Source organism: Comamonas sp. GB3 AK4-5, assembly GCF_041320665.1.
In the GTDB taxonomy this organism is placed as follows: Bacteria; Pseudomonadota; Gammaproteobacteria; order Burkholderiales; family Burkholderiaceae_C; genus Comamonas.
On the sequence record NZ_CP166730.1, the window covers coordinates 1,790,962 to 1,815,559 of the forward strand.

Genomic DNA, 24,598 nt, shown 5'->3' on the forward strand with positions numbered 1-24,598 from the left:
CAAGGCGCCAGCCCGTAGAATCGGGCCCCATGTCTTATTTAGTGCTTGCCCGCAAATACCGTCCCCGCAATTTCTCTGAAATGGTGGGGCAAGAGCATGTTGTGCAGGCGCTCACCAATGCGCTGACCCAGCAGCGTCTGCACCACGCCTACCTGTTCACCGGAACGCGCGGCGTGGGAAAGACCACGGTATCGCGCATTCTGGCCAAGTCGCTCAACTGCGTGGGCCCCGATGGCCAGGGCAGCATCACCGCCACGCCCTGCGGCGTGTGCCCGGCCTGCCAGGAAATCGACAGCGGTCGCTTCCCCGACTACACCGAGCTGGATGCGGCCTCCAACCGTGGTGTGGACGAGGTGCAAAGCCTGCTGGAGCAGGCCGTCTACAAGCCGGTGCAGGGGCGCTTCAAGGTCTTCATGATCGACGAAGTGCACATGCTGACCAACACGGCCTTCAACGCCATGCTCAAGACGTTGGAAGAGCCGCCCGAATACCTCAAGTTCGTGCTGGCCACCACCGACCCGCAGAAGGTGCCGGTCACCGTGCTCTCGCGCTGCCTGCAGTTCAATCTGCGGCCCATGGCGCCCGATACGGTGCTGGAGCACCTGATCAGCGTGCTGGGCACCGAGAATGTGCCGGCCGATCCCCAGGCACTCAAGCTGCTGGCGCGTGCCGCACGCGGCTCCATGCGTGATGCCCTGAGCCTGACCGACCAGGCCATTGCCTTTGGCAGCGGCCAGCTGCAGGAGGCCACCGTGCGCCAGATGCTGGGCAGTGTGGACCGCAGCTATGTGTTTCGCCTGATCGCGGCGCTGGCCCAGGGCGATGGTCGCACCGTGGTGGAGACGGTGGACCACCTGCGCCACCACGGCGTTTCGGCCTCGGCCACGTTGGAAGATATGTGCAGCGTGCTGCAGCGCATGGCCGTGTTGCAGGCCGTGCCCCAGATGGCCGATGCGGCCGACCCCACCGACCCGGAGGCGACCGAAATGGCCGCCCTGGCCCAACAGATGGCGGCCGACGAAACCCAGTTGCTCTACAGCATCTGCCTGCATGGCCGTACCGAGCTGGGCCTGGCCCCCGATGAATACGCGGCCCTGACCATGGCGTTGCTGCGCCTGTTAGCCTTCAAACCCCAGGGGCAGCCATCGGCTGCGGCGGAAAAAAAAACTCTAGCGACAGCCCCGGCGAGCAAGCCAGCACCCGCTGAAGCCGCTGCCAAGGGAGAGGCAGCCGCGCCGCTGGCCGCTCCAGTTTCAGCGCCTGTGGCTGTTGTGCCAGCCGCCATACCGGCGGTGGCCGCAGCACAGCCGCCCCAACAGCCTTCTGCCCCAGAACCGGTTGCGGAGTTGTCTGTGGCGCCCATGGCAGAGTCCATTGGTGCATCGGTTGCGCCCGCTGCACCTTCTGCATTGCAGGTGGCAGAGCCCGCGGCTGCGCCCCTCGCCGCCGTCGTTCAGCCCAGTGCTGTGCCTGCTGTGGCACCGGCCGTGGCCGCGGTGGATTCCACGCCGCCGCCCGCAGTGCCTCCAGTGCCCGCTGCGGTAGCCGAGGTGCAGCCGCCTGCCCAGAGCGCAGCCGCTGCGACCCAAGCCGAAGTGCCGCCCTGGGAAGACATGCCGCAAGATGCACCGGAAGAGCGCGACGCACCCGATGCCAGCGACGACCCGGACTTACAGCCTCCGCCCTGGGAAGGCCCCATGGAGGGCGACCCTATGGAGCTGCCGCCGGATGCGGACGAGGCCCCCGTGGCCGAACCTGCGCCGCGCGCCGCACCGCCGGTGCAGGACTTCACGCCCGCCCCCTTGCCGCAGGAAGTGGCCACCACTCCGCTGGGCGATGCCTGGTATGCCGTGGTCAAGCAGCTGGTGCAAGCCGAGGCCGTCACGGCCCTGGTGCGCGAACTGGCCCTGCAGTCCCAGCTGGTGGCCCAGGACGGTGACAGCTGGACATTGCAGGTGGAGCGCACCTCGCTGAACCAGGCCACCGCCAAGGAGCGCTTGCGCAAGGCTTTGGCCGAGGCAGGACATTGCCAGCAGCTGGTGGTGGAAAATGGCGTGGCCGCCGATACCCCGGCCAAGCGCAATACCGCCGCTGCCCAGCGTTTGCAAAAACAGGCCGAGGCCATTGTGCTGGCCGACCCCCAGGTGCAGACCTTGATGCGCGAGCATGGTGCCAAAATCGTACCCGGAAGCATTCGCCCCGCCTGATCGCAGGGCAGGCCGGCACGGCACAGCGCTGCGCCGGCCACAAGCCATCTCTTAACCCCATACCCAGACAATCAACGCAAAGGATTTAGCCATGTTCAACAAAGGACAACTCGCCGGCCTGATGAAGCAAGCCCAGGCCATGCAGGACAACCTGAAGAAGGCCCAGGACGAGCTGGGCAACATCGAAGTGGAAGGTGAATCCGGCGCCGGTCTGGTGAAGGTGGTGATGACCTGCAAGCACGACGTCAAGCGCATCACCATCGATCCCAGCCTGCTGGCCGAAGACAAGGACATGCTGGAAGACCTGGTGGCCGCTGCCTTCAACGCCGCCGTGCGCAAGGCCGAAGAAACCAGCAACGAGAAGATGGGCAAGCTGACTGCAGGCATGCCCGGTCTGCCCGGTGGTATGAAGCTCCCCTTCTGAGCCGGGGCTGAGCCTCATCAAACAACATAGCTGCTTGTGTATATGGGCACTGGGTTTCAAGGCGATAAGTCTTTGAGATGCAGGCCACCAAAGCATAGATAGCTATGTTTTTAGCGCTGCCCGCCAGCGCCACAGGGAAAGCGCAAGCGCTTTCCCTTTTGCTTTGGGTGCCGGCCGCATGGGCTGCCGCCCCGCCTGGAATCTGTGGAGTGCCTCATGTCCGAACCCATTCAACCGCTGGAGCCTCTGATTCAGGCGCTGCGCCGCCTGCCGGGCGTGGGCGTCAAATCGGCGCAGCGCATGGCATTTCACCTGCTGCAGCGTGACCAGGACGGCGCACGTCAGCTGGCGCGTGCCTTGCAGACGGCCGTGGATTCGGTGCGCCACTGCGAGCAGTGCAACACCTTCACCCATGAGCCGGTCTGCAGCATCTGCCAGGACGCAGGGCGCGACGGCGCACGCCTGTGCGTGGTGGAAACCCCGGCTGACCTGGCCGCCATGGAGCGCACCGGCGCCTACAAGGGCTATTACTTTGTGCTGATGGGGCGGCTGTCGCCCATGGATGGTGTGGGCCCCAAGGACATAGGACTGCCCGAGCTGCTGGTGCGGGCCCAGGGCGGAGCTGTGCAGGAGGTGATTTTGGCCACCAGCTTCACGGCCGAAGGCGAGGCCACGGCCCATGCCATCAGCGAGCTGCTGCAGGGCCGCAACATCGAAGTCACGCGCCTGGCGCGCGGTGTGCCCATTGGCAGCGAGCTGGAATATGTGGATCTGGGCACCATTGCCCATGCGCTGGTGGATAGGCGCTAAACCAGACCAAAGATTTTTCTGCCCCCGGCCGTGTGAAGCCGGCGCGCTGCAGTTCAGCAGGTCGCGAGTAAGTCGCCACCTCGCATCAAGGTCAAGCTTTCTTCAGGAGTGTGCATGGCGTACCCAAGGGAATGGCAGGTTATCACCAGGCCTCCACGCTAGGCGCCGCCACTCCAGGCGGGCACCACATAAGTCAGGGCACTGCGCAAGGACCTACGCTGGCCGCGCCGCCTTGCAGCCCTGGTGCCGTTCCCTCCGGCGCGTAGCGCCGAAAGAGGGGGAAGGCGCGAAGCGGCTCGGGAGGTGCCTCTGTTTTAACGCTTGCGCTTGGACGGGGTGCCGCCCTTTTGCGCTACTGTGGACTTGCCTGTATTGCGGGGTGCGGCCTTGGTCGGGGCCGACTTGCTGCTGCCGCCGCCGGATGGGGCGGCAGCAGCGCTCATGCGCACTGGCAGATAGACCACCAGCGACTGACCCGCGCGCAGCGCCGTGTTGGCGCGCAAATCGTTCCAGCTCACCACCTCGCTGGAGCTGATGTTGTAGCGCCGAGCCAGGCTGATGATGGTGTCCCCCTTGCGGGCCTTGACGGTGCTGCGGCGCGTGACCACCTCGGGCGCAAAGGCGATGCGTGCGGTGTCGGCCACCTGGCCGGAGACATCGGCATCCATGGCGCTGGTGCGCGGCACCATCAGCGCCGAGCCGGACTTGATCAGCATGCGCGGCGGGATGTTGTTGACGTTGCGCAGGTCGTATTCGCTCATGCCCACGCGCTGTGCGGCATCGGCGGTGGACATGGTGCGCGGTAGCACCCACACGGTCCAGCTGGCGAACTGGCCTTTGTCATAGGCGTCCAGGTTGCGGCGGAAGATGTTGGCGTTGTCCCAGGGCAGCAGAATCTGCGGCGTGCCGGCCGCCAGGATCACGGGCTTGTGCAGCGAGGGGTTGAGTGCGCGGAAGTCTTCCTCGCGCACATCGGCCAGCTTGGCGGCCAGGGCGATGTCGATGTCGCGGTTCAGATCCACGGCCTGGAAGTAGGGGTGGTTCTCGATAAGGGGCAGCTCGGTGCTGAAGGTCTCGGGCCGGGCGATGATGTTCTTCACCGCTTGCAGCTTGGGTACGTAGTTGCGTGTCTCGGCCGGCATGTTCAGCTCGGCATAGCTGGTGCCCAGGCCTAGGGCCTGGTTGCGCTTGATGGCGCGGCCCACGCTGCCTTCACCCCAGTTGTAGGCGGCCAGGGCCAGGTGCCAGTCGCCAAACATGCCATGGAGCTTTTGCAGATAGTCCAGCGCGGCGCGGGTGGAGGCCAGTACATCGCGGCGGTCGTCGCGGAAGGCGTTTTGCTTCAGATCGAAATAAGTGCCGGTGGCAGGCATGAACTGCCACATGCCGGCCGCTTTGGCACTGGAGACGGCCTGCGGGTTGAAGGCGCTTTCGATATAGGGCAGCAGTGCCAGCTCGGTGGGCATGTCGCGGCGTTCCAGCTCTTCGACGATGTGGAACAGGTATTTGCTGGAGCGCTCGGTCATGCGCTGGATGTAGTCGGGCCGGCTGCTGTACCACTGCTCATGGTTTTGCACCAGGTCCTGCTCTAGGTCGGGCATGGCAAAGCCCCGGCGAATGCGCTCCCACAGATCGGCCGGCGCGGCCAGCGAGGCCACCTGGCTGCTGCGGGCGTTTTTGCTGTTCAAGGGGGTCAACGGGCCTTGGGGGATATGGGACGCTGCCGAAGTCCTGGTGGCCGGGGCTGTGCTGTTGGGCGTGGTGGTGGTCGCGCAACCGGCCAGCCACAGGGCGCTGCACAGCAAAAGGAGATGCCGCAAATTCATTGGAATACGTTTTTCCATTCACGCAGCGCGGTGAAGACGCTGAGCGGGTTGAGTGTGTCGAGATGTGGTGCGAATTGTCTCGCCCCTTGGGCTACCTGCACAATGCCACAGCGCAAAAAAGGGTTGACAGCCAGCTCCAGCTCCAGCGTGGAGGGCAGGGTGGGTAGACCCTGGGCCCGCAAGGCCTGGCACTGCTGTGCATGATGGAGCAGCTGCTTGTTGTTTGGTTCCACGGCCTGGGCAAAGCGCAGGTTGGAGACGGTGTACTCATGGGCGCAGCAGACACGGGTGCGTCCATCCAAGGCAGCCAACTGCTGCAGCGAGGCATGCATTTGCGCGGGCGTGCCCTCAAAAATACGACCGCAGCCACCTGAAAAAAGCGTATCGCCACAAAACAAAATGGGAGCGATGGCGCTGCCGCCGCCCTCACGTGCTTCACTGCAGTAATAGGCCACATGGCCGCTGGTGTGGCCGGGAATGTGAAGCACCTGCCAGTGCCGGCCGAGCAGCTGCAGCACTTCACCGCCTTCCACGCGTTGGGCCGGTTCGGGAATGGCCTCAAAGGCTGGGCCATAGACCTTGGCGCCCGTGGCGTCACGCAGCGCAGCCACTGCGCCGACATGATCGGCATGGTGGTGGGTCACTAGAATGGTTTGCAGCGTCAACCCCTGGGCCTGCAATGCATGCAGCACAGGTTCTGCGGCACCGGGGTCCACGACCAAGGCCTCATGGCCATCGTGCAGCAACCAGATGTAATTGTCCGCCAGTGCGGGTATGGGCAACAGGTTCATGAATGAAACAATGCGGGTGATGCACCCATGGAATGCCACAGCTTCTGGCCAGTACCTGCTGGACTGGGAACAGCAACGCTGCGATGAGGCCGTGGCCGATATTTTCGGCTATCACAGCCTGCAGTGGGGTATGCCAATGCTACAGGGCTTGCGCATGAGCCGCATGCCCCATCGTTGGTTGGGACTGGAAAGCCTGCAACAGGCCTGCCACTGCCCGTCACCGGCTGCCAGCGATCCGCCAGAAAGCCCGCCCTGGGGGCCCGCTTTCTGTGCCGACTCGCGGGCCTTGCCATTGGCCGATGCCTGCATGGATTTGCTGATTCTGCCGCACACGCTGGAGCTCAGCCCCGACCCCCATGCCACGCTGCGTGAGGTGGCCCGTGTACTGGTGCCCGAAGGGCGGGTGCTGATCTTTGGTCTCAACCCCTGGAGTCTGTGGGGGGGGCAGCATGCACTGGAACGGCCAGAATCCGGCGTGCCCGACGCTATGCGCGGCATTACCTATCTGCGGCTGCGTGATTGGCTGCGCTTGATGGAGATGGAGGTTGAGGCCGTGGATTTTGGTGGCTTTGCTCCCTATCTGCAGCAAGCCCGCTGGCAGCAGCGTTGGAGCTGGATGAACCGCGTGGGGAGTAAAACCTGGCCCATACTCGGCGCTGTCTATGGGGTGATGGCAGTCAAGCGCGTGTATGGCATGCGCTTGATGGAACCGGCCTGGCGCTCGCGCCGCACGGCCGCTGCTGCTGCGCGGCCTGTGGCCCAGCGCAACCCCTCATCCAACACAAGGATATGAAGCTTTGAACAAGGTCGTGATCTACACCGATGGTGCCTGCAAAGGCAACCCCGGCCCCGGTGGCTGGGGCGTGTTGCTGCAAGCCGGCAGCGCCCAGAAAGAACTGTTTGGCGGCGAACGCGAAACCACCAATAACCGCATGGAACTGCAGGCCGTGATCGAGGCACTCACCGCCCTCAAGCGCCCCTGCGATGTCACGCTCTACCTGGACAGCCAGTACGTGCGCAAAGGCATTACCGAATGGATCCACGGCTGGAAAGCCAAGGGCTGGCGCACGGCCAGCAAGGAGCCAGTGAAAAATGCCGAGCAATGGCAGCAGCTGGACGCTCTGGTCAGCGGTGCCGGCCACCGCATCGACTGGCGCTGGGTCAAAGGCCATGCCGGCGACCCCGGCAACGAACGTGCCGATGCCCTGGCGAACAAGGGGGTGGATAAGGCGTTGGGGAGGTTGTAGGGCGGGGTGGTGGCTGAATACCAAGCCGCCTCCTAGGCCGGCCGCATGGGCCAGGGGAAGCAGGCTGTTGTCGTTGTCCGCTGCGGCTTGGCCGCCCGCCGGGTGTGGGTGTGATCCCTCCCGCACCTTGCTCGTTGTAGAGCGCGGAGATGGCGATGGGCTGATCGGGGTCGCCATCGGTGAATTTGGCCAAGACCTCCTGGCCTATCCTGGCCTATGCTGCGCGCACCCAGCGGGTGCAGCGGTTGTCGGGGCGGGGATTGCCGTCTTGCTGCTGCAGCTGCTTGCCTTGCCAGTGAAAGCGCAGCCGCAGGCGCGCATCGCCACGGGCATTGGTGTGGATCTCGTCGGCGCCACTGGCCTGGGGGCTGCCATCTGGGCCCACGATGATGGCGCTGTGCACCCCAAAAACCTGGGGCGGTTGAGCATAAAGCTGCTGGGCGTGCTGGGCAGTGGCGGGCGCCAGGGCCTGCACGACCGGTCTTGAAAGATCTGGCTGCGCCCTTGCTGGGTGGCCAGCCACAGCCAGGGAGCGAGGGTAAAGCGCTAGCGTGCCAAGCACGCCTTGTGCATTCAGGCGCCCGGCTAGGCGTACCAGATCGCTGCGGGTGTAAAGGCTGCCGTCCGCGCAGACCGTGGGCAGCAACAGGCCTTGGCCGAGCAGATCGTCCAGCACCAAATCGGCCTGCAAGCTCAGGCATAGCAGACGTATCTCACCGATCTCGCTCAGCGCCTCACGCGCAATCCAGGCCTCGGCTGTAGGGCTTGCACCATGGTTTGGGCTGCAGTGGAATCTGAATGGCCGGGAGCCAGTTCCACTGGCGTCGGCGCTGAGGGTGACGGGGGCGAGAAGGCTCGGGAATGGGCTTTGATGGCGAAGCGAGAGACGAAAACTGCACGAATGTTTATTTGCGCTGTCCGGGTGTTTGAGGGTCGCGGCGCTGGAGCAGCGTGGCCAGCAGCTCTGCGTCGGGGTCCACCTTTTCAGCCTGGCGTGATGGCGCTTTCGGATTGGCCACGGCCCGCTTGGCTGGCGCCTTGCTGGTGTCGCTGGATGGGAGTGTTTTGACGGGGTTGGCCCTTGATTGCCCCGTTTTGGTGGGGGCAGGATGTGGCTTGGCGGAGGCTGTCGTGTCTGCTTTTTTTGAGGCAGTTTGGGCCGTAGGTGAGGGCGTAGATGCCAGGCTTGCGAACTGCAGGGGGTCTGGTGCGGCGTGGCTGCTGGCCTGTGTGGATTCCGTGCTTTGTTGTGTGGGCGTGCTGTCTTGCAGGATGCGTGCTGGTTGCGGCGCTGTTTCGGCAGGTGTTTGTGTGGGCGCTGCAGGGAGCGCGGAGGCGGTCACCGCCGAGTTTGCGGAAGAAGAGGGTTCATGGCTGGGAATTGGGGCTGGGGTGCGCCATGCATACAGCCCGCCTCCGATAAGAAGTAGTGCTGCTAGGAACACTTTCCCAAGGTGCTTTTGGGGTGAAGAAGACGGAGGCTTGCGCCCCTCCAGGTGGGCCAGTACGCGGTGGTTTTCCGGCGTGTCGGTTGCACTGCTGTGGCGAGCACCAAGCAGACTGGGCTTGCTGGAGGGTTGTTCTTCATTGAGAGGCGACATGATTTATCTGCATTGAAGCTGCCGGGCAGCGGAAATCGCGCTTTCAAACCCGGCACTGAAAAGGAATTTCAGCCAGACGCAGCGCAGATGGGGAATATTGGGCTGATACTTCTAAAGAATAGCAGTCTATTACCCAACTCCTCACTCCATTTGGGCATTCAAATTGTTTCGAGTGCCTACAGATATGTAATGTTATTTGTTGTAACTTTTTTTTATTTTGCACTGGTAGTGTTGATCGCGGCTTGCATTTTTTTACCAGGAGTCCGTCGTCGTGCTGTGCTTTTGTCAAGTACATTTTGTCGTTTTGTTTTTCGCTTAATGGATTCGATTTTTAGTGCTGCCAGCAGCTCGTCGGGTGTTGCCGGGCAAGGTGTGGAGCGGTACTTCTCTGCAGCTATCCAGCATATGGTTCAGCACCGTCTGCTTTGGTTGGGAGGTGCTACGGTTATTGCCATTCCCATGGTGCTTGGAGTTTTTCTGGGGCGAAACAATCTTGCATTTTTTGATGAAGCCGCACGCGACCCAGATGTACGGGTGGCCTTGTTGTTACAGGGGGAGCAACTGGTTCCGCCGCCGCCTTTGCCGCCTGAAGTCTTTGACGCACCGGAGGTGGAGATTGCCCGGCCGCTTGTCCGGGAAGCTAGTCGTAATTGGGATTCACTTGACGAGGAGTTTCGAACTCGCCTGTTGCTGGTTTACAAAATCATGCGTGAACGGCATGGCTATGAAATGACATTACTGGAAGGCTATCGGAGTCCGGAGCGTCAGGCTCGGCTTGCTGCTTTGGGGAATCAGGTGACGCGCGCTGATGCTAATCGCAGCTATCACCAATATGGTTTGGCCGCAGATAGCGCTTTTTTTCGAGATGGCCGTATCGTGATTTCAGAGAAGGATGCTTGGGCGATGGAAGGCTACCGTTTATATGGCGAAGTTGCTCAGTCGGTGGGTTTTGTTTGGGGTGGAAACTGGTCATTCCGCGACTATGGCCATGTTGAATATCGTAAGCCTGGTTTCAAATTGCCTGCGAGTTAAAAAGATAGTGAGAAAAAACAGAAGGTGTATCGATGTATGACTAATCCATTGATTGTGGTGGGCGATAAGACAGACCATGGCGGTGTGGTGCTGACAGGATCATCCGTCACGCTGGTTGACGGTAAACCGGTCGCTTGCGTGGGTGACTCCGTGAGCTGTCCACGCAAGGGGCATGGCAGCACGACGGTGATTGCCACTGGCTCGTCAGGTATGGCTGTGGATGGCCGGATGGTGGCGCGCCATGGTGACAAGACGGCTTGTGGCGCTACTTTGCTCTCGTCTCAAGTGGAGACCTCCAATGCCTGATGCAGCGGTGCGTACGACGGGTGCTCGCTCAGGTGTCGGCCGCAGCGTGAGGAGGGATGAGTGGCACATCGGTTGAAAATGGCTGCCCTCTGGCTGGGTGGGGTGTTCGTGATTTGGGCCGTGGTCGGCGCTACTTGGCGTTGGCGTGCGTACGAGCCATCAAGCGGTGATTTGCTGCTGGGTTTGATTGGAGTCCCAGCGCCGCTGATAGGGGGTTATCTCTTGCTTCAGCGTGTGCTGGGTGGCATGTTGCAGCCACCGGCCTCCGAGGCCAGCATACGCACCCAGGCGGTAGCTGTGACCATGCCCAAGGATATGGCATCACTCACCGCGCAACTGCCGTGGTTATGGGTGTTGGGGGGCAGCGTCAAGCTGTCAACAGGCGGGGCCGACGAACTGAGGCAGGCATGTATTGAAGGTGTAAGGCCAGGGCTTGATGCTGAGCTGCGCGATGCACAAGGGTTTCCAGTGATGGCTGCGCGTGTGGCCGAGCTTGACGCTGTTGATGCACAGGCCTGGTGGGATGGGGTGGATCTGGATGGGGTGCTGCCATGGGTAAGGGGCTGGCTTTTGCAGCTGCCAGCCGCGAGAGTGCGTGAATTGCGGCTGCTGACAGATGTGTTGACCGACGGTGCAATGGCGGTAGAGCGTGAATGGCTGGAGGCAGCCACGCCGCAAGTCGCAGCAAGCGCAGCGCCAGCAAGATTTTCTGGTGTGAGAGCCGAGTCCGATGCGCAGCTTCCCACAGTGCATGTTCGGCTTGCCTTGCAAGCTTGGGCCCCCAGCGAAGGGGGGCAGCTGCAGTCCTTGGTACAGACTTGGCTGCAGAGAGCTGTGCCAGCGCTGCACTTTGACGTCCAGATGTACTCGGGAGGCGCTGCGGAGCAACAGAAAGATTTTCCATGGCCTGCGGCATTGCTCCAGGACAGAGATGGCATCTTGATGGGATCTGCCTCTGAAAGCAGTACGAGGGAGGGGCTTTGGCTGCTCGCCGCCGCGCATTCGGACGTCAGCCAGCCAGAGGTCGACAGATTGGGCGCTGCAGGTCGGCTTTACGGGCCGCAGCGGCGGGAGGGCTGGATTGCCGGGGAAGGCGCTGCCGCGATGGTGCTGTTGCGCCATGACCCAGAGCATATGCCTGCCATGGCGACAGCCCTGCAGCGATTTCCTGTGATTGCCATGGCCAGAGTCGCTCCGGCTGCAGAGGCTGCGGGAGCGTTGGGGCCGCAAATGCTAGCCCCCATGCTGGAGTCCTGCGGTGTTCCTGCAGCAGCAGTTACCCGGGTTCTGTGCGATGCCGATCATCGATCAGGCCCAGCAATGGAGGCCGCCATGCTGCTGTCACAACAGTTTCCAGATCTCTCTCTTGAAAAAGACTGCGCCATGGTTGGCGTGCCTAGTGGACATACCGCAGGTGTCGCTGCCCTGGCAAGTCTGGTGCTGGCCGCTGAGTTTGCAGTGGAAGAGCAGCGTGCTGCATTCGCGATCGCACTGGCTTCAGCGTCTTGGCGTGCTGCGGCATTGCTGATGCCACCAGGATGGCCCGCGACGAAAACTCCCGATGGCGCAGAGGCTGAAGCGCCGACTTACCGAGGCGCGAAAGCCTGAGTCAACTCCATCAAAACAATAACGTGTAAGAAAAGAACGAATGTTATGCACCGTGTACTCCGCTTCCTGAGTGATCCGCGCACGCTGTCGGTGATTGGTGTGGTGGCGCTCACCATATTTTTGCTGCTTGGTGCGCGTACGCTGGAGATCCGGCTGCTCTATGCAGTGGGGGCTTTGGCGGTTGTTTTGGCTGTAGGCGCTTTGGTGTGGTTGCTTCGACGGTGGCGTGCTCGGGCCGCAGAAAAGCAGCTCAGTGCGGCGCTGGAGGTCCAGGCCGACAAAGCCGTTCACAGCAGTGCAGATCCTGCGCGAAAAGCGGAGTTGGATGAACTGCGCTCCAGGTTGTCTCAGGCCATCAAGACCATCAAAACTTCAAAGTTGGGCCATCTCAGTGGGAGCCGAGCACTGTATGAGCTGCCTTGGTACATGGTCATTGGCAACCCGGCGGCAGGCAAGAGTTCCGCCGTACTGCATTCCGGTTTGCAGTTCCCGTTTGCCGAAAAAGGAAGCTCGGTTGTGCAAGGCGTGGGAGGAACGCGTAACTGCGACTGGTTCTTCACGACGGAAGGTATTTTGTTGGACACGGCTGGCCGGTATTCCGTGCATGAGGAGGATCGCAGTGAGTGGTTCGGCTTTTTGGATTTGCTCAAACGTCATCGCCCCAAGGCGCCGATCAACGGCATCGTGGTGACTGCCAGCATTCCTGAGTTGATGAACGCCCGCCCTGACGTGGCTATCAACTTGGCCAAAAGTTTGCGCCAACGGGTTCAGGAGTTGACGGAGAGGTTGGAGATCTTCGCGCCGGTGTATGTCATGTTCACCAAGGCGGATTTGATCACCGGTTTTACACAGTTCTTCGGCGATAGCGAAAAACTCGAGCGTGACCGTGTGTGGGGCGCAACCTTGCCCTACGACCCTCAGGAAAAATCGGACCCGATGGCGCAGTTTGATGTTCGCTTTGACGAGCTCTACGCGGGGCTCAAAGAGATGAGTGTGGCCAAGGTGTCTATGGCTCGTGGGGGGAAGGCATCACCTGAGGTACTGGCATTTCCACTGGAGTTTGCTGCAACCAAGCCAGCGCTCAGAGCATTTCTGAGCACGCTTTTTGAGGTCAACCCCTTTCAGTACAAACCGGTTTTTCGAGGTTTTTACTTCACCAGTGCTTTGCAGGAAGGAACCGTACGCAGCGTCTCGACCGAGCGTATCGCCACGCGCTTCGGTCTCCAACTGCGGAGCCGGCCGGAGGCTGATCGCGACATTCAATCGCAAAACGGTTTTTTCTTGCGGGACTTGTTCTCTAAAGTGATTTTTGCCGACAAGGGAACGGTACGGCAGTTTGCCCACCCGTTCAAAACCCGGTTGCGCTACGTTGCCTTTTTTGGTTTCGTGCTGGCACTGGGCCTGTTGCTGGGAGGCTGGACCTGGTCGTATATGGGAAACCAGCAGCTGTTGGCCAATGTCCAGTCTGACCTTGAAAAGGCTGTCAAAGTGCAGCAGGCGCAGTCTGGCTTGCAGGCGCGCTTTGAAGCACTGGGCATCCTGCAGGACCGAATTGAACAGTTGGCCAAGTTTCGAGTCGATCGTCCCCTTTCTCTGTCATTGGGGCTGTATCAGGGCGACTACATGGAAGATCGCTTGCTGACGGAGTATTACGCGGGCTTGCAGCAGATTTTGCTGGCACCCGTTGCAGCCAATATTGAAGAGTTCTTACGGTCAGCCGATGCATATTCTGAGCTGCCGCCGCCCTCTCGCCCGGAGGGGGGCGCCACATCTGAGGCCGCGCAAGCCACGGCGCGAGTGCCGCAGACAGGACAGCTTTACGCAGGGTCTTCGCCAAGCAACAGCCAGGACGTTTACAACGCACTCAAGACCTACCTGATGCTGGGTGACAAGCGACATGTTGAAACAGCGCATCTGACCGATCAGCTCTCCCGTTTTTGGAGGGGGTGGCTGGAAACCAATCGTGGAGAGATGCCACGTGATCAGATGATCCGCGATGCTGAGCGCACGCTGTCGTTCTACCTCAGCCGGGTGGGAGACGATACATGGCCCACGCTGCGCGCGAGCAATCTGCTGTTGGTCGACCAGACGCGTGAAAAGCTGCGAAAAGTGGTCAGAGGCATGCCTGCGCGTGAGCGTGTTTATGGCGAGATCAAGGCGCGTGCAGCGACACGCTTTGCACCAATGACCGTGCCGCGTATTTTGGGGGCGGAGTCTGGTCCGGGGCTGATTGCCGGCAGCTATGTCATATCGGGCGCTTTTACCCGTGAGGCATGGGAGCAGTATGTCGACAAGGCCATTCGCGATGCGGCAACCCAGGCGAGCAGTAGCACGGACTGGGTACTGAATGTTGCAGCCAGCGATGACCTCACGTTGGAAGGTAGTCCTGAACAAATTCGCAAGCTTTTGGTGGGCATGTACAAGCAGGAATACACCAAAGAGTGGCAGCAATTCCTGCAGGGCGTGGCGATCCGTGAGATGTCTGGATTCGAGCAGGCTGTCGTGGCCATGAACAATCTGGGAGATCCGCAGAACTCGAGCATTCGCAAGCTGCTTGCAACGGTGTATGAGCAGACCTCCTGGGACAACCCTGTCTTGATCAATGCCGGGTTGAAGAAGGTCAGCCCTGGCTTCATGGGCTGGTTGAAGGGGCTCTGGAGTCGCTCGACCCCCGTGTCGGTGGAGCCGCCCATCGGCGGTGATGGCCAGGCAGCCCAACTGCCAGTGGGGCCTGTTGGCCGTGAATTCGCAGGGGTGGCGCGCATCATGGTAGACCGTGATGGAACGACCTTGCTCAAGGGGTACCTGGACACGCTGTCCAAACTGCGCACCCGCTTCAATCAAATTCGGAACGAAGGTGATCCCGGGCCTGGGGCTCGCCAGCTGATGCTGCAGACCATCGAAGGCAATGGTTCGGAATTGGCCGCAGCGCTTAAATATGTGGATGAGCAGGTGCTCACAGGTATGGATGGTGCGCAGCGCCAAGTGCTGCGGCCTTTGTTAGTGCGCCCCCTGCTGCAGGCGTATGCCGTGGTGATGAAGCCTGCATCGGTTGAGCTCAACAAGGTCTGGGATGCTCAGGTGTACCAGCTATTCCAGCACACGCTGGCCAGCAAGTACCCGTTTGATGCCAGTGCCAAGGTGGAGGCATCAGCGGCCGAAATTGGTCAGGTGTTCGGCCCTGAGGGGGCGATCAGCAAGTACGTCACCAACACCTTGGGGCCTCTGGTGGTTCGCCGTGGGGACTTGCTTTCACCCAAGGTGTGGGGTGAGGAAGGGTTGCGGTTGAAGCAGGAACTGGTTGCAGGCTTCAGTGCTTGGGTGGCTCCACTGGCCGGGGGGGCCGCCAGTGCAGGAGCTCCGCATCAGACCCTGTTCCAGATCCAGCCACGTCCCTCACCTGGCGTGACCGAATACAGCATTGACATTGATGGTCAGCAACTGCGCTATCGAAATACGCCGGCGCAATGGTCTAACTTTGCATGGCCCAACCCGCAGGGGACGCCTGGGGCCAAGGTGGTTGCAACGGCATTCGACGGTCGCTCGGTAGAGCTGGTCAATGAACCCGGCAATTTCGGCCTGGAGCGGCTGGTCAATACGGCGAAGCGTAACCGCCGGCCAGACGGCAGTTTTGAGCTGATCTGGAGTCGCGATGGCGTAGCGGTATCCGTGCTGCTGCGCATTATTCAAAGCCCCCAGTCTGCAACACAAGGGGGAGATTCGCCGCAAGGCAATCGCTTGCGCAACCTTGCGCTACCGAAAGCCGCTGTTGATGTGCCCACTGCTGGCGCTGCTCCAGCTGCAGCTGCTTCTGCGCCCATGCCTGCGCCCGCAGCGGGAGGTTCGTTATGAGCTCATCGGCGCTACAGGTGAGGCAGCTGTCTTACTTTGGAAAAATTCCCAGCCGTGGTGACTTCATCAAGGGGAGTTACAACCCGCAGGTTTCCAAGATACTTGACGGTTGGCTGTCGCAGACCATGGAGCTGCTGGCCGAGGATGCGCTGTGGAAGTCCATTTATGACCGAGCCCAACCCTTGCAATATGTTTGCATGGGGTCACGCAGCAAGCTGGCAATTGCAGGTTTTTTGGCCCCTAGCCGAGATAGCGCGCAGCGGCGTTACCCCTTGGTGCTGGCTACGCCGCTTGAGGCCGATCAGGCGCTGGATTTCATGGCCGGGGTTCCGCTGTTGCTGCAGCCGTTCTGGCAGAAATGCCAGCAGGTATGCAGTCGCTTGACCTATCCAGAGGTGGATACGGAAGCGCAGTTGCGCGAGCTTGATGGTTTGCAGATCCCGGTGAGAGCCGTTTTTCGCGAAACCGCCGAACACGGTGCCTATGAGGCCTTCATTCATGGGCATAACCTTCTGCACCTGGACCAGATGCTCAATCCTCCTGGTCAAGCCGCGGAGCAAAATGTGTCGGTTCGCCGCTTGATCCTGGCGCTGGGTCTGTTGCTTCAGCCCGTGATGGCAAGCGCCGTCTCGCGGCTCGACAAGGGGCTGAGCCTGCCACTGCCGCTGGACCCCGGCAGCGAGGCTTTGGTGGCCAGTTTATGGCTGGACTTTGTTTCCCGTTTTGTGCAGCGTGCAGACTTTGAACTCGCTGTTTTCATTGGCGAGGTACAGGGCCGCCGTCGCTTGGTGATCGGCTTTAATGGCCTGTCTGCAAAGAGCTTGCAAAGCGTGTTTCATCCACAGGTCTATGTCGAGCACAACATCGACATAGACAACGCCGAATGGGTGGAAGACAGCATCCACAGCAACTATGCACTTTACAAATTGGTGAGCTATCTAGAGCAGCCCCAGCTGCCGCTGGAGGTGGTGCTTGGCGCATTCAGAGAGGTGTTCATCGGATGAAAAAAACAGCTTTGTTGAACGTGGGTGGGTGGTGCGTAGTTGCGTTGGCGGCAATGCTTGGCGTTGCACATGCCCAGCAGGTTGGAGCCCAGATCCAGAATGCACAGACGGGGGCTGGCTCACAGGTGGTGGTCGGTGGGCAGGTTCCGGATGAGGCCACCCGTGTGTCTGTCCTCAATGCGCTGGCCAAGGTCTACGGAATCTCCAATGTGGTGGACCGTATTGAGGTCGTGGGATCGATTGCGACCCCGCCGAATTGGGCAGTGAATGTGGGCAAGCTTCTGACGCCCGAGTTGCAGCAGATACACAAGGGGCAATTGCAGGTCACCGGCACGCAGCTCGTGGTCAACGGTGAAGTCGCCAATGAAGCAGTTCGGCAAAAGCTGTTGAGCGACATGGCTACCAGCTTGAACCCGACCTATACCATCCGCAACAACCTGCAGGTGCCGGCGGCGGGGAGCCAGCAGCAGGTCGATCAGGTGCTGGCAAATCGCACCATCGAATTCGAAACCGGCAGCGCAACATTGACCGACCACGGGCGCCAGGTGTTGGATGCGGTGGTGCCGGTTCTGACCGGAATCGGCAATCGCAAGTTGTCGTTGGTGGGGCACACAGACAATAGCGGTGATCGGCGGCTCAATCTGACATTGAGTCAGGCCCGTGCGGATGCGGTGAAGGGCTATCTGGTCGGCAAAGGTATCGATCCTGGCAGGATCACCACATCGGGTGTGGGGCCTGACCAACCTATCGCACCCAATGATTCGGCAGATGGCCGTGCCAAGAATCGCCGCATTGATTTCCGGGTCGGTAATCGCTGATCCAGGGTTTGGCGGATGCGGGCTCCAGCCCATCCGCCTGGCTTGCCAGGCGTTGCGGCTCAGATGGCGGATGCGCTCTGACGGCGGCGATCACCTGGGTAGCCCAGGGCTAGCGAGATTTCCTGGGCTGCTTCCTGCAGCTTGGACAGCCAGCCTTCGTCGAGGCGGTCAGCGGGGGCCGAGATGGACAGGCCTGCCACCAACTTGGCCTGGTCGTCGTAGATACCGGCTGCCATGCAGCGCACGCCCAGCTCCAGCTCTTCGTTGTCACGGGCGATGCCGTTTTGGCGGGCTTTGGCAAGCTCCTGCTCCAGTGCATGCAGCTGGGTGATGCTGTTGTGCGTGTTCCCGGCCAGGCCGGTGCGCATGGCATAGGCGCGCACACGCTGGGGGTCGTCAGCCGCCAGGAACAGCTTGCCATTGGAGGTGAGGTGCAGCGGTGCGTGGCCGCCGATGGCACGCACCACCTGCATGCCTGAGCGCTCGCTGTAGGCACGTTCCACATACACAATTTCGTCGCCCTGGCGTACGCTCAGATTCACTGGCTGGTGGATTTGCTTGTGCAGGGCACGCATAGGGCCCAGGGCGGCTTCGCGCACGCTGAGTCGACCCTTGACCAGGTTGCCCAGCTCCAGAAAGCGCATGCCCAGGCGGTAGCTGCCGGATTCCGGGCGGTCCACAAAGCGGCCCAGGGTCAGGTCGTTGAGGATGCGGTGGGTGGTGGAGGGGTGCAGCCCGGTCTTTTCGCTGATCTCTTTCAGCGAAACAGCTTCCTCGCGGGAGGCCAGGACATCGATCAGGATGAACATGCGCTCCAGCACCTGGACGCTGGGCTTGGCAAGGGAATCGTGATCGTTTTTGGTCATGGGCTCAGGTGATGCTCGCGTTGGGCGGATTCTATGCTGCGTTTGCGGCACTGCAGCAAAAAGGAGAAGGCCATGCCGAACTCAATCGGCATGTGCGCGTTGCTGGAGCGACCTGTCTACGCGCCGCCACTGTTGTTCGTCCAGCACTTCATGCGGCAGAAACTGCGCTTTGTAACGCATCTTGGGGCTTTGTGCGATCCAGTAGCCCAGGTAGACATAGGGCAGCCCCATGGCTCGGGCCTGCTCCAGCTGCCAGAGCACGTTGTAGGTGCCATAGCTGGCCGAAGGCTCGGGTTCATAGAAGGTGTAGACGGCCGAAAGCCCATCGTCCAGTGCATCCAGGATGGACACCATGCGCAGTGCGCCAGGATGCTCTCCATCGTCGGGCTCGCGAAATTCCACCAGCCGCGAATTGACTCTGCTTTGCAGCAGAAACTGGGTGTACTGGTCCACGCTGTCCTGGTCCATACCGCCGCCGCTGTGACGCGCATGCTGGTAGCGCTGGTAGAGGGCGTAGTGCTCGGCCGAATAGGCCAGGCGCTGGGTGCTGGCCTGTAGCTGTTGGTGCTGTTGCCAAGCGCGCTTTTGGCTGCGATTGGGGCGAAAGTCGCGGGCCAGGACGCGCAGCGGCACGCAGGCCTTGCAACCACGGCAGTAGGGGCGGTAGGTGAACATGCCACTGCGTCGAAAACCCTGGGCCACCAGCTCGGAATAAATGCCGGTCTGGATCAGATGACTGGGTGTGGCGACTTGCGAGCGGGCTTCTTTCCCCTCGATATAGCTGCACAGGTAGGGGGCGGTGGCATAGAACTGCAGTGTTTGCAGCGGCAGATCGTTCGGGTGCGTCATGCGGTATCCATGGAGGCCGGCAAGAGTGCATCCCAGTATACGGAATGAAACCGCCAATCCATTGCAGGCCGTGCCCGCTGTCGGGCTACTTCCTCCAGGAACTGGCGACGAGGGATTTCGCGGGCGCCCAGCGATGCCAGGTGGCTGGTGGCCTGCTGGCAGTCGATCTGGCTGGCACCCTGGTGGCGGCACAGTCCCACCAGGGTGGCCAGCGCAATCTTGGAGGCGTCGGTCGCATGGGCAAACATGGACTCACCAAACACGGCGTGGCCCAGTGCGACGCAGTACAAGCCTCCCACCAGTTGGCCATTCACCCAGGTCTCCACACTGTGTGCCAGGCCTTGGTGGTGCAGCTCCGTATAGGCGGCCACAATGCTGTCCACAATCCAGGTGCCATCCTGGCCGTTGCGCGGGGTCTGGGCGCAGTGGCGCATCACCTGCTCGAATGCCGTGTCGATGCGCACCTCGCAGCCGGGCGTGTTGCGAAAACGTTTGAGTGTTTTGCGCAGCGAGGGGTGCAGGCGGAATTGCGCAACCCTGAGCACCATCCGTGGATCGGGGGACCACCACAGAATGGGTTGGTCGGCGCTGAACCACGGAAAAATGCCTTGGGCATAGGCCGCCTGCAAATGCTCTGCATCAAGACGCCCGCCTGCGGCCAGCAAGCCGGGCAAGGGGTCTTGTGCCCCCCAGGCCATATCGACAGGGGGGAAGTGGTCGGTCTCGGAGAGCCAGGGCAGTTGATGGGTCATGCTGCGCAAGGTAATAAAGCCATGGCTGGAAGTGTGCCGCAGTCTGCGCTTGGCTGGGGCATACAAGGAGAGGGTTATTGCGGCACCCCATCTTGCTTGGTAGCCGTCTTTGCAAAGAGGCGGACCTTGCAACCCCGATCAAGAATGACGCAATGAAATCAAGGGGTTGAAGCACTTCTGCGTCGAGTTTTGGCGGTCCCCAGAAGTTCCTGCATAAGGTGCAATGAGTGTAAGTAACTACTTATCTCATTTGTGGCGGCATTGATAATGCTCGCCCAGACCTAGGCGTATTGCAGGAGGAGACATGCCCGACTTCAATCATGAGCTGATTTTGCGGGCTCCGTTAAGCGGCCTGTTGGTTCCGCTGTCCGAGGTGCCTGATCTTGTTTTTTCAACCGGTATGCTGGGGCCGGGCTTGGCTATAGACCCCACATCGGGTGAGCTGCTTGCACCTTGCAACGGCCGGGTCACCCAACTGGCCAGTGCAGGTCATGCGCTCACGCTGACAGCAGCCAACGGCGCACAAATCCTGCTGCACATAGGCATTGATACGGTCAAGTTGCGCGGCCAGGGGTTTGCCCCCTGTGTGGCGGAAAACGACGCGGTGCGCGCCGGCGATGTACTGATCCGTTTCGATGTCGACAGCATCGCGGCAGCCGTGCCCAGCCTCATGACCGTGCTGGTAATTGGCAATGCTGAGGACTTCATCGTGACAGAGGTCGCCACGCCCGGTGCGGTGAAAGCCGGGCAGGGTGGGTTGCTGCACATAAGCCCCAAAGCGGCAGAACCTGATTTGGCGTCCGGGCCGCTCCATGCCGGGGACGACGCCATCACCCTCAGGCGCTCATTTGTGCTGGCTTGCCCGGGGGGCTTGCATGCACGCCCTGCTGCCAGGGCCAGGGCTGCGGCAAAAGCGTTTGGTGCGGAGGTGGTCTTGCTCTACCAGGGGCGTCAGGCCCGTCTGGGCAGCTTGGTGGAGTTGCTCCATCTTGGGGCCGGTGAATCGGCTTCTTTGGAGCTGGTGGCCAGCGGTGCGGATGCTGCAGCTGCGGCCAGTGCGGTGATTGCGGAGCTGCAGCGTGAAGGAACGGGCGAAGCCGATGCCTTGCCTGAAACTGCTGAACCAGGCCAGGCGCACAGGGAGACGGTAAGCCGGGGGCCTGTGGTGGCCGCACCCGGCATCGCCGTGGGGACATTGTTTTGGTGGAATGAAGTCGAGGAGCAGCTTGTCGAGACTGGGCAGGGCGTGGAGCATGAGCGCCATGCACTGGGCCAAGCCATAGAGCAGGCCCATACGCAACTGGCTGCGGCCATAGAAAAGGCAGAGCGCCATGGTGCTGCGGGTGAGGCAGGGATTTTTGCCGTGCACCAAGCCTTGCTTCAGGACCCCGCGTTGCTGGCGCAGGCCGATAGGCTGATGGCCGAGGGCAAGAGCGCAAGCTTTGCATGGCGTGTGACCATGCGCGCCCAGGCTGCGAGCCTGTCGGCGCTGGATGAGCGCAGGCTTGCGGAACGCGCCGGCGATATGCGGGATCTGGAAAAGCGGGTGCTGCGCAACCTGGGGGAGGCAACTGGGCAGGCCGTTGGAGGGGCCCTGGTTCTGCCCGAGGGCGAGGTCAGCGCAGTGCTGGCGGCCGAAGAATTTACACCCTCGGATCTCGTGGGCTTGGATGTCTCACATGTTGTGGCCTTGCTCATGGTGGGGGGGGGCCCCACCTCGCATGCCGCCATCATTGCGCGCCAGCTGGGCCTGCCATGTTTGGTGGCTGTGGGCCGCGGGCTCAGAGATGTGGCCCAAGGCACGCTGATCATTGTCGATGCCGACCATGGCCGCGTGGATCCGGCACCGTCTGCGGTCGAGCTTGCCGGTGCCAGAGAGCGTGTGCGGCAGCGCAATGTGCGCCGAGAGACCGAGCTCAAGGCTTCGCACGATCCTGCCATCATGCGCGATGGTGTGAGGATCGAGGTCGCGGCCAATATCGGCAATCTGGACGATGCCCACCAGGCTGTAGCGCATGGGGCTGACGCCATAGGCCTGCTGCGCACGGAAATGCTGTTCATCAGCGACAGCCTGCCGCCCTCGGTGGCCGACCATACCCGCACATGCCAGGCCATCGTTGATGCGCTGGGAGGGCGCAGCGTCATCATCCGCACGCTGGACATTGGAGCCGACAAGCAAGTGGGCTATCTGGACTTGCCCTTCGAAGCCAACCCGGCCCTGGGCCTGCGCGGCATTCGTCTGGCCTGGTGGAAGCCTTCGCTGCTCGAAGATCAGCTGCGTGGGCTGCTTGCACTGCGTACCAAGGGGCCGCTGCGGATTTTGTTGCCGATGGTGACCGAGGTGAACGAGCTCATTGTCTTGCGTGAGCATATCCAGGCGCTGGCCGAAAGCATGGGCCACAGTCAGCCTGTGGAGCTGGGCGTGATGGTGGAAGTGCCATCCGCGGCCTTGCTGGCGGACCAGCTCGCCCAATATGCCGACTTTCTTTCCATAGGGACCAATGACCTGACCCAGTACGCGCTGGCCATGGATCGCGGCCAGCCGCAGTTGGCCGGCAGGCTGGACGGCCTGCATCCAGGGGTGCTGCGCCTGATAGAGGCCACGGTAGAGGGGGCGGCCCGATATGGCCGCTGGGTGGGTGTGTGCGGCGCGCTGGCAGGAGATCTGTTGGCGGTGCCGGTACTCGTTGGGCTGGGGGTTTCGGAGCTGTCGGTGGACGCAGGCCTCGTGCCAAGCGTCAAGGCAAGGCTGCGCAGTCTCTCGCTGGACGAATGCCGAGGGCAGGTGCAGGCCTTGCTGCAACTGCCCTCGGCCCAAGCGGTGCGGGCGCACAGCCGGCAGCGCTGGCCACTATAAAAACGAAAGAGCGATTCGATGTCATCTGCCACGGGCGCCAGCGCCCATTCGCAAAGGAGACAGTGATGAAGCTAAATCTGCTTGCCAAGATACAGCGCCTAGGCGCGACCTTGATGCTGCCGATTGCGGTGTTGCCGGTTGCAGGCTTGCTGCTGCGGCTCGGTCAGCCTGATGTGTTCGATATCCCCCTCATGGCCCAGGCTGGTGATGCGGTGTTTGCCAATCTGGCGCTGCTGTTTTCCATAGGCGTGGCAGTCGGCTTTGCCAAGGAGAACAACGGCACGGCCGCTCTGGCCGGCACCATTGGTTATCTGGTGCTGACCTCGGTGCTCAAGACCATAGACAAATCGCTCGATATGGGCGTGCTGGCTGGCATCTTGACAGGGGGGACTGCGGGCCTGCTCTACAACCGCTACCGAAACATCACGCTGCCCTCGTATCTGGGTTTTTTTGGCGGCAAGCGCTTTGTGCCGATTGTGACGGGTCTGGTCTGCCTGGTATTGGGCATTGTGCTGGCCTATGTCTGGGCTCCCGTGCAGACGGCCATCAATGCTGCGGGGACCTGGCTGACCACGGCTGGCCCCATAGGTGCCTTTGTGTTTGGCGCGCTCAACCGGCTGCTGCTGATGACGGGCCTGCACCATGTGATCAATACCCTGGCCTGGTTTGTGTTCGGCTCCTATACCGACCCGAATACGGCGGTGGTGGTCACAGGTGACCTGCACCGCTACTTTGCGGGTGACAAGACTGCGGGCACCTTTATGGCCGGCTTTTTCCCCGTGATGATGTTTGGCCTGCCGGCCGCCTGCCTGGCCATGTACCACGAAGCCCCGCGCGAGCGGCGCGCTGCGGTTGGTGGTTTGCTTTTCTCCATGGCCTTGACTTCGTTTTTGACCGGTGTGACCGAACCCGTCGAATTCAGCTTCATGTTTCTGGCTCCCTTGCTCTACGGCATGCATGCCGTGCTCACGGGTTTGTCCCTGGCCATTTGCGAGTTGCTGGGCATCCACCTGGGCTTTACCTTTTCGGCCGGTGCCATCGACTATGTGCTGGGTTATGGACTGTCCAGCAATGGCTGGATGGCGCTGCCGCTGGGAGCCGTGTACGCCGTGGTCTATTACGCAGTGTTCCGTTTTTGCATTCGCCGCTTCAAGCTTCCGACCCTGGGTCGCGAGCCGCAGACGCCTGCGACGGCCGCCGAGGGGGAGGCAGCCGCCGCCAGGAGCACATCCATGTCGAGCCGGGCAGAGAACTATCTCCAGGCTCTGGGGGGCGCCGCGAATCTGCAGGAGGTGGATGCTTGCACCACGCGTTTGCGCCTGAATGTGGTCAGTGCCGATCGCGTTGCAGAAGCCGAGCTCAAAGCGCTCGGAGCGGTGGGCGTGCTCAAGCTCACGCCCCATGCCGTGCAGGTCGTGATCGGGCCCGAGGCCGAGCAGGTCGCCGACGAGATTCGTGCGCTCATGGCCGGCGAGTCCAAGGCCACGCAGAGCCAGTCACCCGCTTCGGACGACGTGGCCCGCGAGGCTGAACGCTGGATCGAGATGCTTGGCGGTGCCGCAAACATCGTGAGCTTCGAGGAGGTGGCCAACAGTCGCTTGCGTGTCGTGGTGCGCGAGCGCAAGCCAATGGAGGCCAGCGGCCTGATGTGGGTTGCAGGCAATACCGCGCACATCGTGCTCGGCCATCCCGCCAAAGCGTATGTCTCGGCTTTCGAGCATGCGCTGGCCGGCAAGCGGTGATCCACA

The 24,598-nt window shown here is 61.6% G+C and carries 19 protein-coding genes; 13 read left to right on the forward strand and 6 right to left on the reverse strand.

Annotated elements, in window-relative coordinates; all coding sequences use genetic code 11:
* Nucleotides 1–29 precede the first annotated feature (29 nt).
* The 3 genes from dnaX (at nucleotide 30) to recR (ending at nucleotide 3,441) form a co-directional block, all read left to right on the forward strand.
* Entirely contained in the window at nucleotides 30–2,207 is a 2,178-nt protein-coding gene (dnaX, locus tag ACA027_RS07960) for a DNA polymerase III subunit gamma/tau (protein ID WP_370681852.1), read from the forward strand.
* A 91-nt stretch (nucleotides 2,208–2,298) separates the two neighbouring features.
* Nucleotides 2,299–2,631, forward strand: a complete 333-nt coding sequence (locus ACA027_RS07965) for a YbaB/EbfC family nucleoid-associated protein (RefSeq protein ID WP_370681853.1) — start codon at nucleotides 2,299–2,301, stop codon at nucleotides 2,629–2,631.
* Between the two features lie 216 nt (nucleotides 2,632–2,847).
* Nucleotides 2,848–3,441 carry a recombination mediator RecR gene (gene recR, locus ACA027_RS07970; protein ID WP_370681854.1) on the forward strand — a complete coding sequence of 198 codons (594 nt, stop codon included), beginning with the start codon at nucleotides 2,848–2,850 and terminating at the stop codon, nucleotides 3,439–3,441.
* A 314-nt stretch (nucleotides 3,442–3,755) separates the two neighbouring features.
* Here the strand turns inward: recR and ACA027_RS07975 are convergent, their stop codons facing one another.
* Both ACA027_RS07975 and gloB read right to left on the reverse strand, forming a co-directional pair.
* Nucleotides 3,756–5,267, reverse strand: coding sequence for a transglycosylase SLT domain-containing protein (locus tag ACA027_RS07975; protein ID WP_370681855.1), 1,512 nt, complete (start codon nucleotides 5,265–5,267; stop codon nucleotides 3,756–3,758).
* The gene (gene gloB / locus ACA027_RS07980; RefSeq protein WP_370681856.1) at nucleotides 5,264–6,058 is read right to left on the reverse strand and encodes a hydroxyacylglutathione hydrolase; all 795 of its coding nucleotides are present in this window, start codon (nucleotides 6,056–6,058) and stop codon (nucleotides 5,264–5,266) included. The genes ACA027_RS07975 and gloB overlap by 4 nt, the downstream gene beginning before the upstream one ends.
* A gap of 19 nt (nucleotides 6,059–6,077) precedes the next feature.
* Between gloB and ACA027_RS07985 the strand changes: the two genes are divergently transcribed.
* Both ACA027_RS07985 and rnhA read left to right on the forward strand, forming a co-directional pair.
* Nucleotides 6,078–6,851, forward strand: a complete 774-nt coding sequence (locus ACA027_RS07985) for a class I SAM-dependent methyltransferase (RefSeq protein WP_370681857.1) — start codon at nucleotides 6,078–6,080, stop codon at nucleotides 6,849–6,851.
* Nucleotides 6,852–6,855: 4 nt separating this feature from the next.
* Entirely contained in the window at nucleotides 6,856–7,305 is a 450-nt protein-coding gene (rnhA, locus tag ACA027_RS07990) for a ribonuclease HI (RefSeq protein ID WP_370681858.1), read from the forward strand.
* A 214-nt stretch (nucleotides 7,306–7,519) separates the two neighbouring features.
* On the opposite strand, the gene ACA027_RS07995 is transcribed toward rnhA, so the two are convergent.
* A complete protein-coding gene (locus ACA027_RS07995; RefSeq protein WP_370681859.1) occupies nucleotides 7,520–7,996 on the reverse strand; it encodes a hypothetical protein in 477 nt (158 codons plus the stop codon).
* Nucleotides 7,997–9,095: 1,099 nt separating this feature from the next.
* On the opposite strand from ACA027_RS07995, the gene ACA027_RS08000 reads away from it, so the two are divergent.
* Genes ACA027_RS08000 through ACA027_RS08025 form a run of 6 tightly spaced genes read left to right on the forward strand, consistent with a single transcriptional unit; the run spans nucleotide 9,096 to nucleotide 17,526 of the window.
* Complete coding sequence (locus tag ACA027_RS08000) at nucleotides 9,096–9,938, forward strand: M15 family metallopeptidase (RefSeq protein ID WP_370682542.1); 843 nt, start codon at nucleotides 9,096–9,098, stop codon at nucleotides 9,936–9,938.
* Between the two features lie 36 nt (nucleotides 9,939–9,974).
* The gene (locus ACA027_RS08005) at nucleotides 9,975–10,244 is read left to right on the forward strand and encodes a PAAR domain-containing protein (protein WP_370681860.1); all 270 of its coding nucleotides are present in this window, start codon (nucleotides 9,975–9,977) and stop codon (nucleotides 10,242–10,244) included.
* 60 nt (nucleotides 10,245–10,304) lie between these two features.
* Nucleotides 10,305–11,852, forward strand: coding sequence for a hypothetical protein (locus tag ACA027_RS08010; protein ID WP_370681861.1), 1,548 nt, complete (start codon nucleotides 10,305–10,307; stop codon nucleotides 11,850–11,852).
* A 45-nt stretch (nucleotides 11,853–11,897) separates the two neighbouring features.
* Nucleotides 11,898–15,704: a type VI secretion system membrane subunit TssM gene (gene tssM / locus ACA027_RS08015; protein WP_370681862.1), complete on the forward strand. Its 3,807-nt coding sequence runs from the start codon at nucleotides 11,898–11,900 to the stop codon at nucleotides 15,702–15,704.
* A complete protein-coding gene (gene tagF / locus ACA027_RS08020; RefSeq protein WP_370681863.1) occupies nucleotides 15,701–16,708 on the forward strand; it encodes a type VI secretion system-associated protein TagF in 1,008 nt (335 codons plus the stop codon). The genes tssM and tagF overlap by 4 nt, the downstream gene beginning before the upstream one ends.
* Nucleotides 16,705–17,526 carry an OmpA family protein gene (locus tag ACA027_RS08025; protein WP_370681864.1) on the forward strand — a complete coding sequence of 274 codons (822 nt, stop codon included), beginning with the start codon at nucleotides 16,705–16,707 and terminating at the stop codon, nucleotides 17,524–17,526. Before tagF ends, ACA027_RS08025 begins: the two co-directional genes overlap by 4 nt.
* A 59-nt stretch (nucleotides 17,527–17,585) precedes the next feature.
* On the opposite strand, the gene ACA027_RS08030 is transcribed toward ACA027_RS08025, so the two are convergent.
* From ACA027_RS08030 to aat, 3 genes are all read right to left on the reverse strand, one after another.
* Nucleotides 17,586–18,392 carry an IclR family transcriptional regulator gene (locus tag ACA027_RS08030; RefSeq protein WP_370681865.1) on the reverse strand — a complete coding sequence of 269 codons (807 nt, stop codon included), beginning with the start codon at nucleotides 18,390–18,392 and terminating at the stop codon, nucleotides 17,586–17,588.
* A gap of 81 nt (nucleotides 18,393–18,473) precedes the next feature.
* Nucleotides 18,474–19,241, reverse strand: coding sequence for an arginyltransferase (locus ACA027_RS08035; RefSeq protein WP_370681866.1), 768 nt, complete (start codon nucleotides 19,239–19,241; stop codon nucleotides 18,474–18,476).
* Nucleotides 19,238–19,993: a leucyl/phenylalanyl-tRNA--protein transferase gene (gene aat / locus ACA027_RS08040; protein ID WP_370681867.1), complete on the reverse strand. Its 756-nt coding sequence runs from the start codon at nucleotides 19,991–19,993 to the stop codon at nucleotides 19,238–19,240. The genes ACA027_RS08035 and aat overlap by 4 nt, the downstream gene beginning before the upstream one ends.
* 304 nt (nucleotides 19,994–20,297) lie before the next feature.
* Here aat and ptsP point away from each other — a divergent pair, with 304 nt between their 5' ends.
* The gene (ptsP, locus tag ACA027_RS08045) at nucleotides 20,298–22,850 is read left to right on the forward strand and encodes a phosphoenolpyruvate--protein phosphotransferase (RefSeq protein WP_370681868.1); all 2,553 of its coding nucleotides are present in this window, start codon (nucleotides 20,298–20,300) and stop codon (nucleotides 22,848–22,850) included.
* 65 nt (nucleotides 22,851–22,915) lie between these two features.
* Nucleotides 22,916–24,592 (forward strand): N-acetylglucosamine-specific PTS transporter subunit IIBC, encoded by a 1,677-nt coding sequence (gene nagE / locus ACA027_RS08050; RefSeq protein ID WP_370681869.1) that lies wholly within the window; start codon nucleotides 22,916–22,918, stop codon nucleotides 24,590–24,592.
* Nucleotides 24,593–24,598 lie beyond the last annotated feature (6 nt).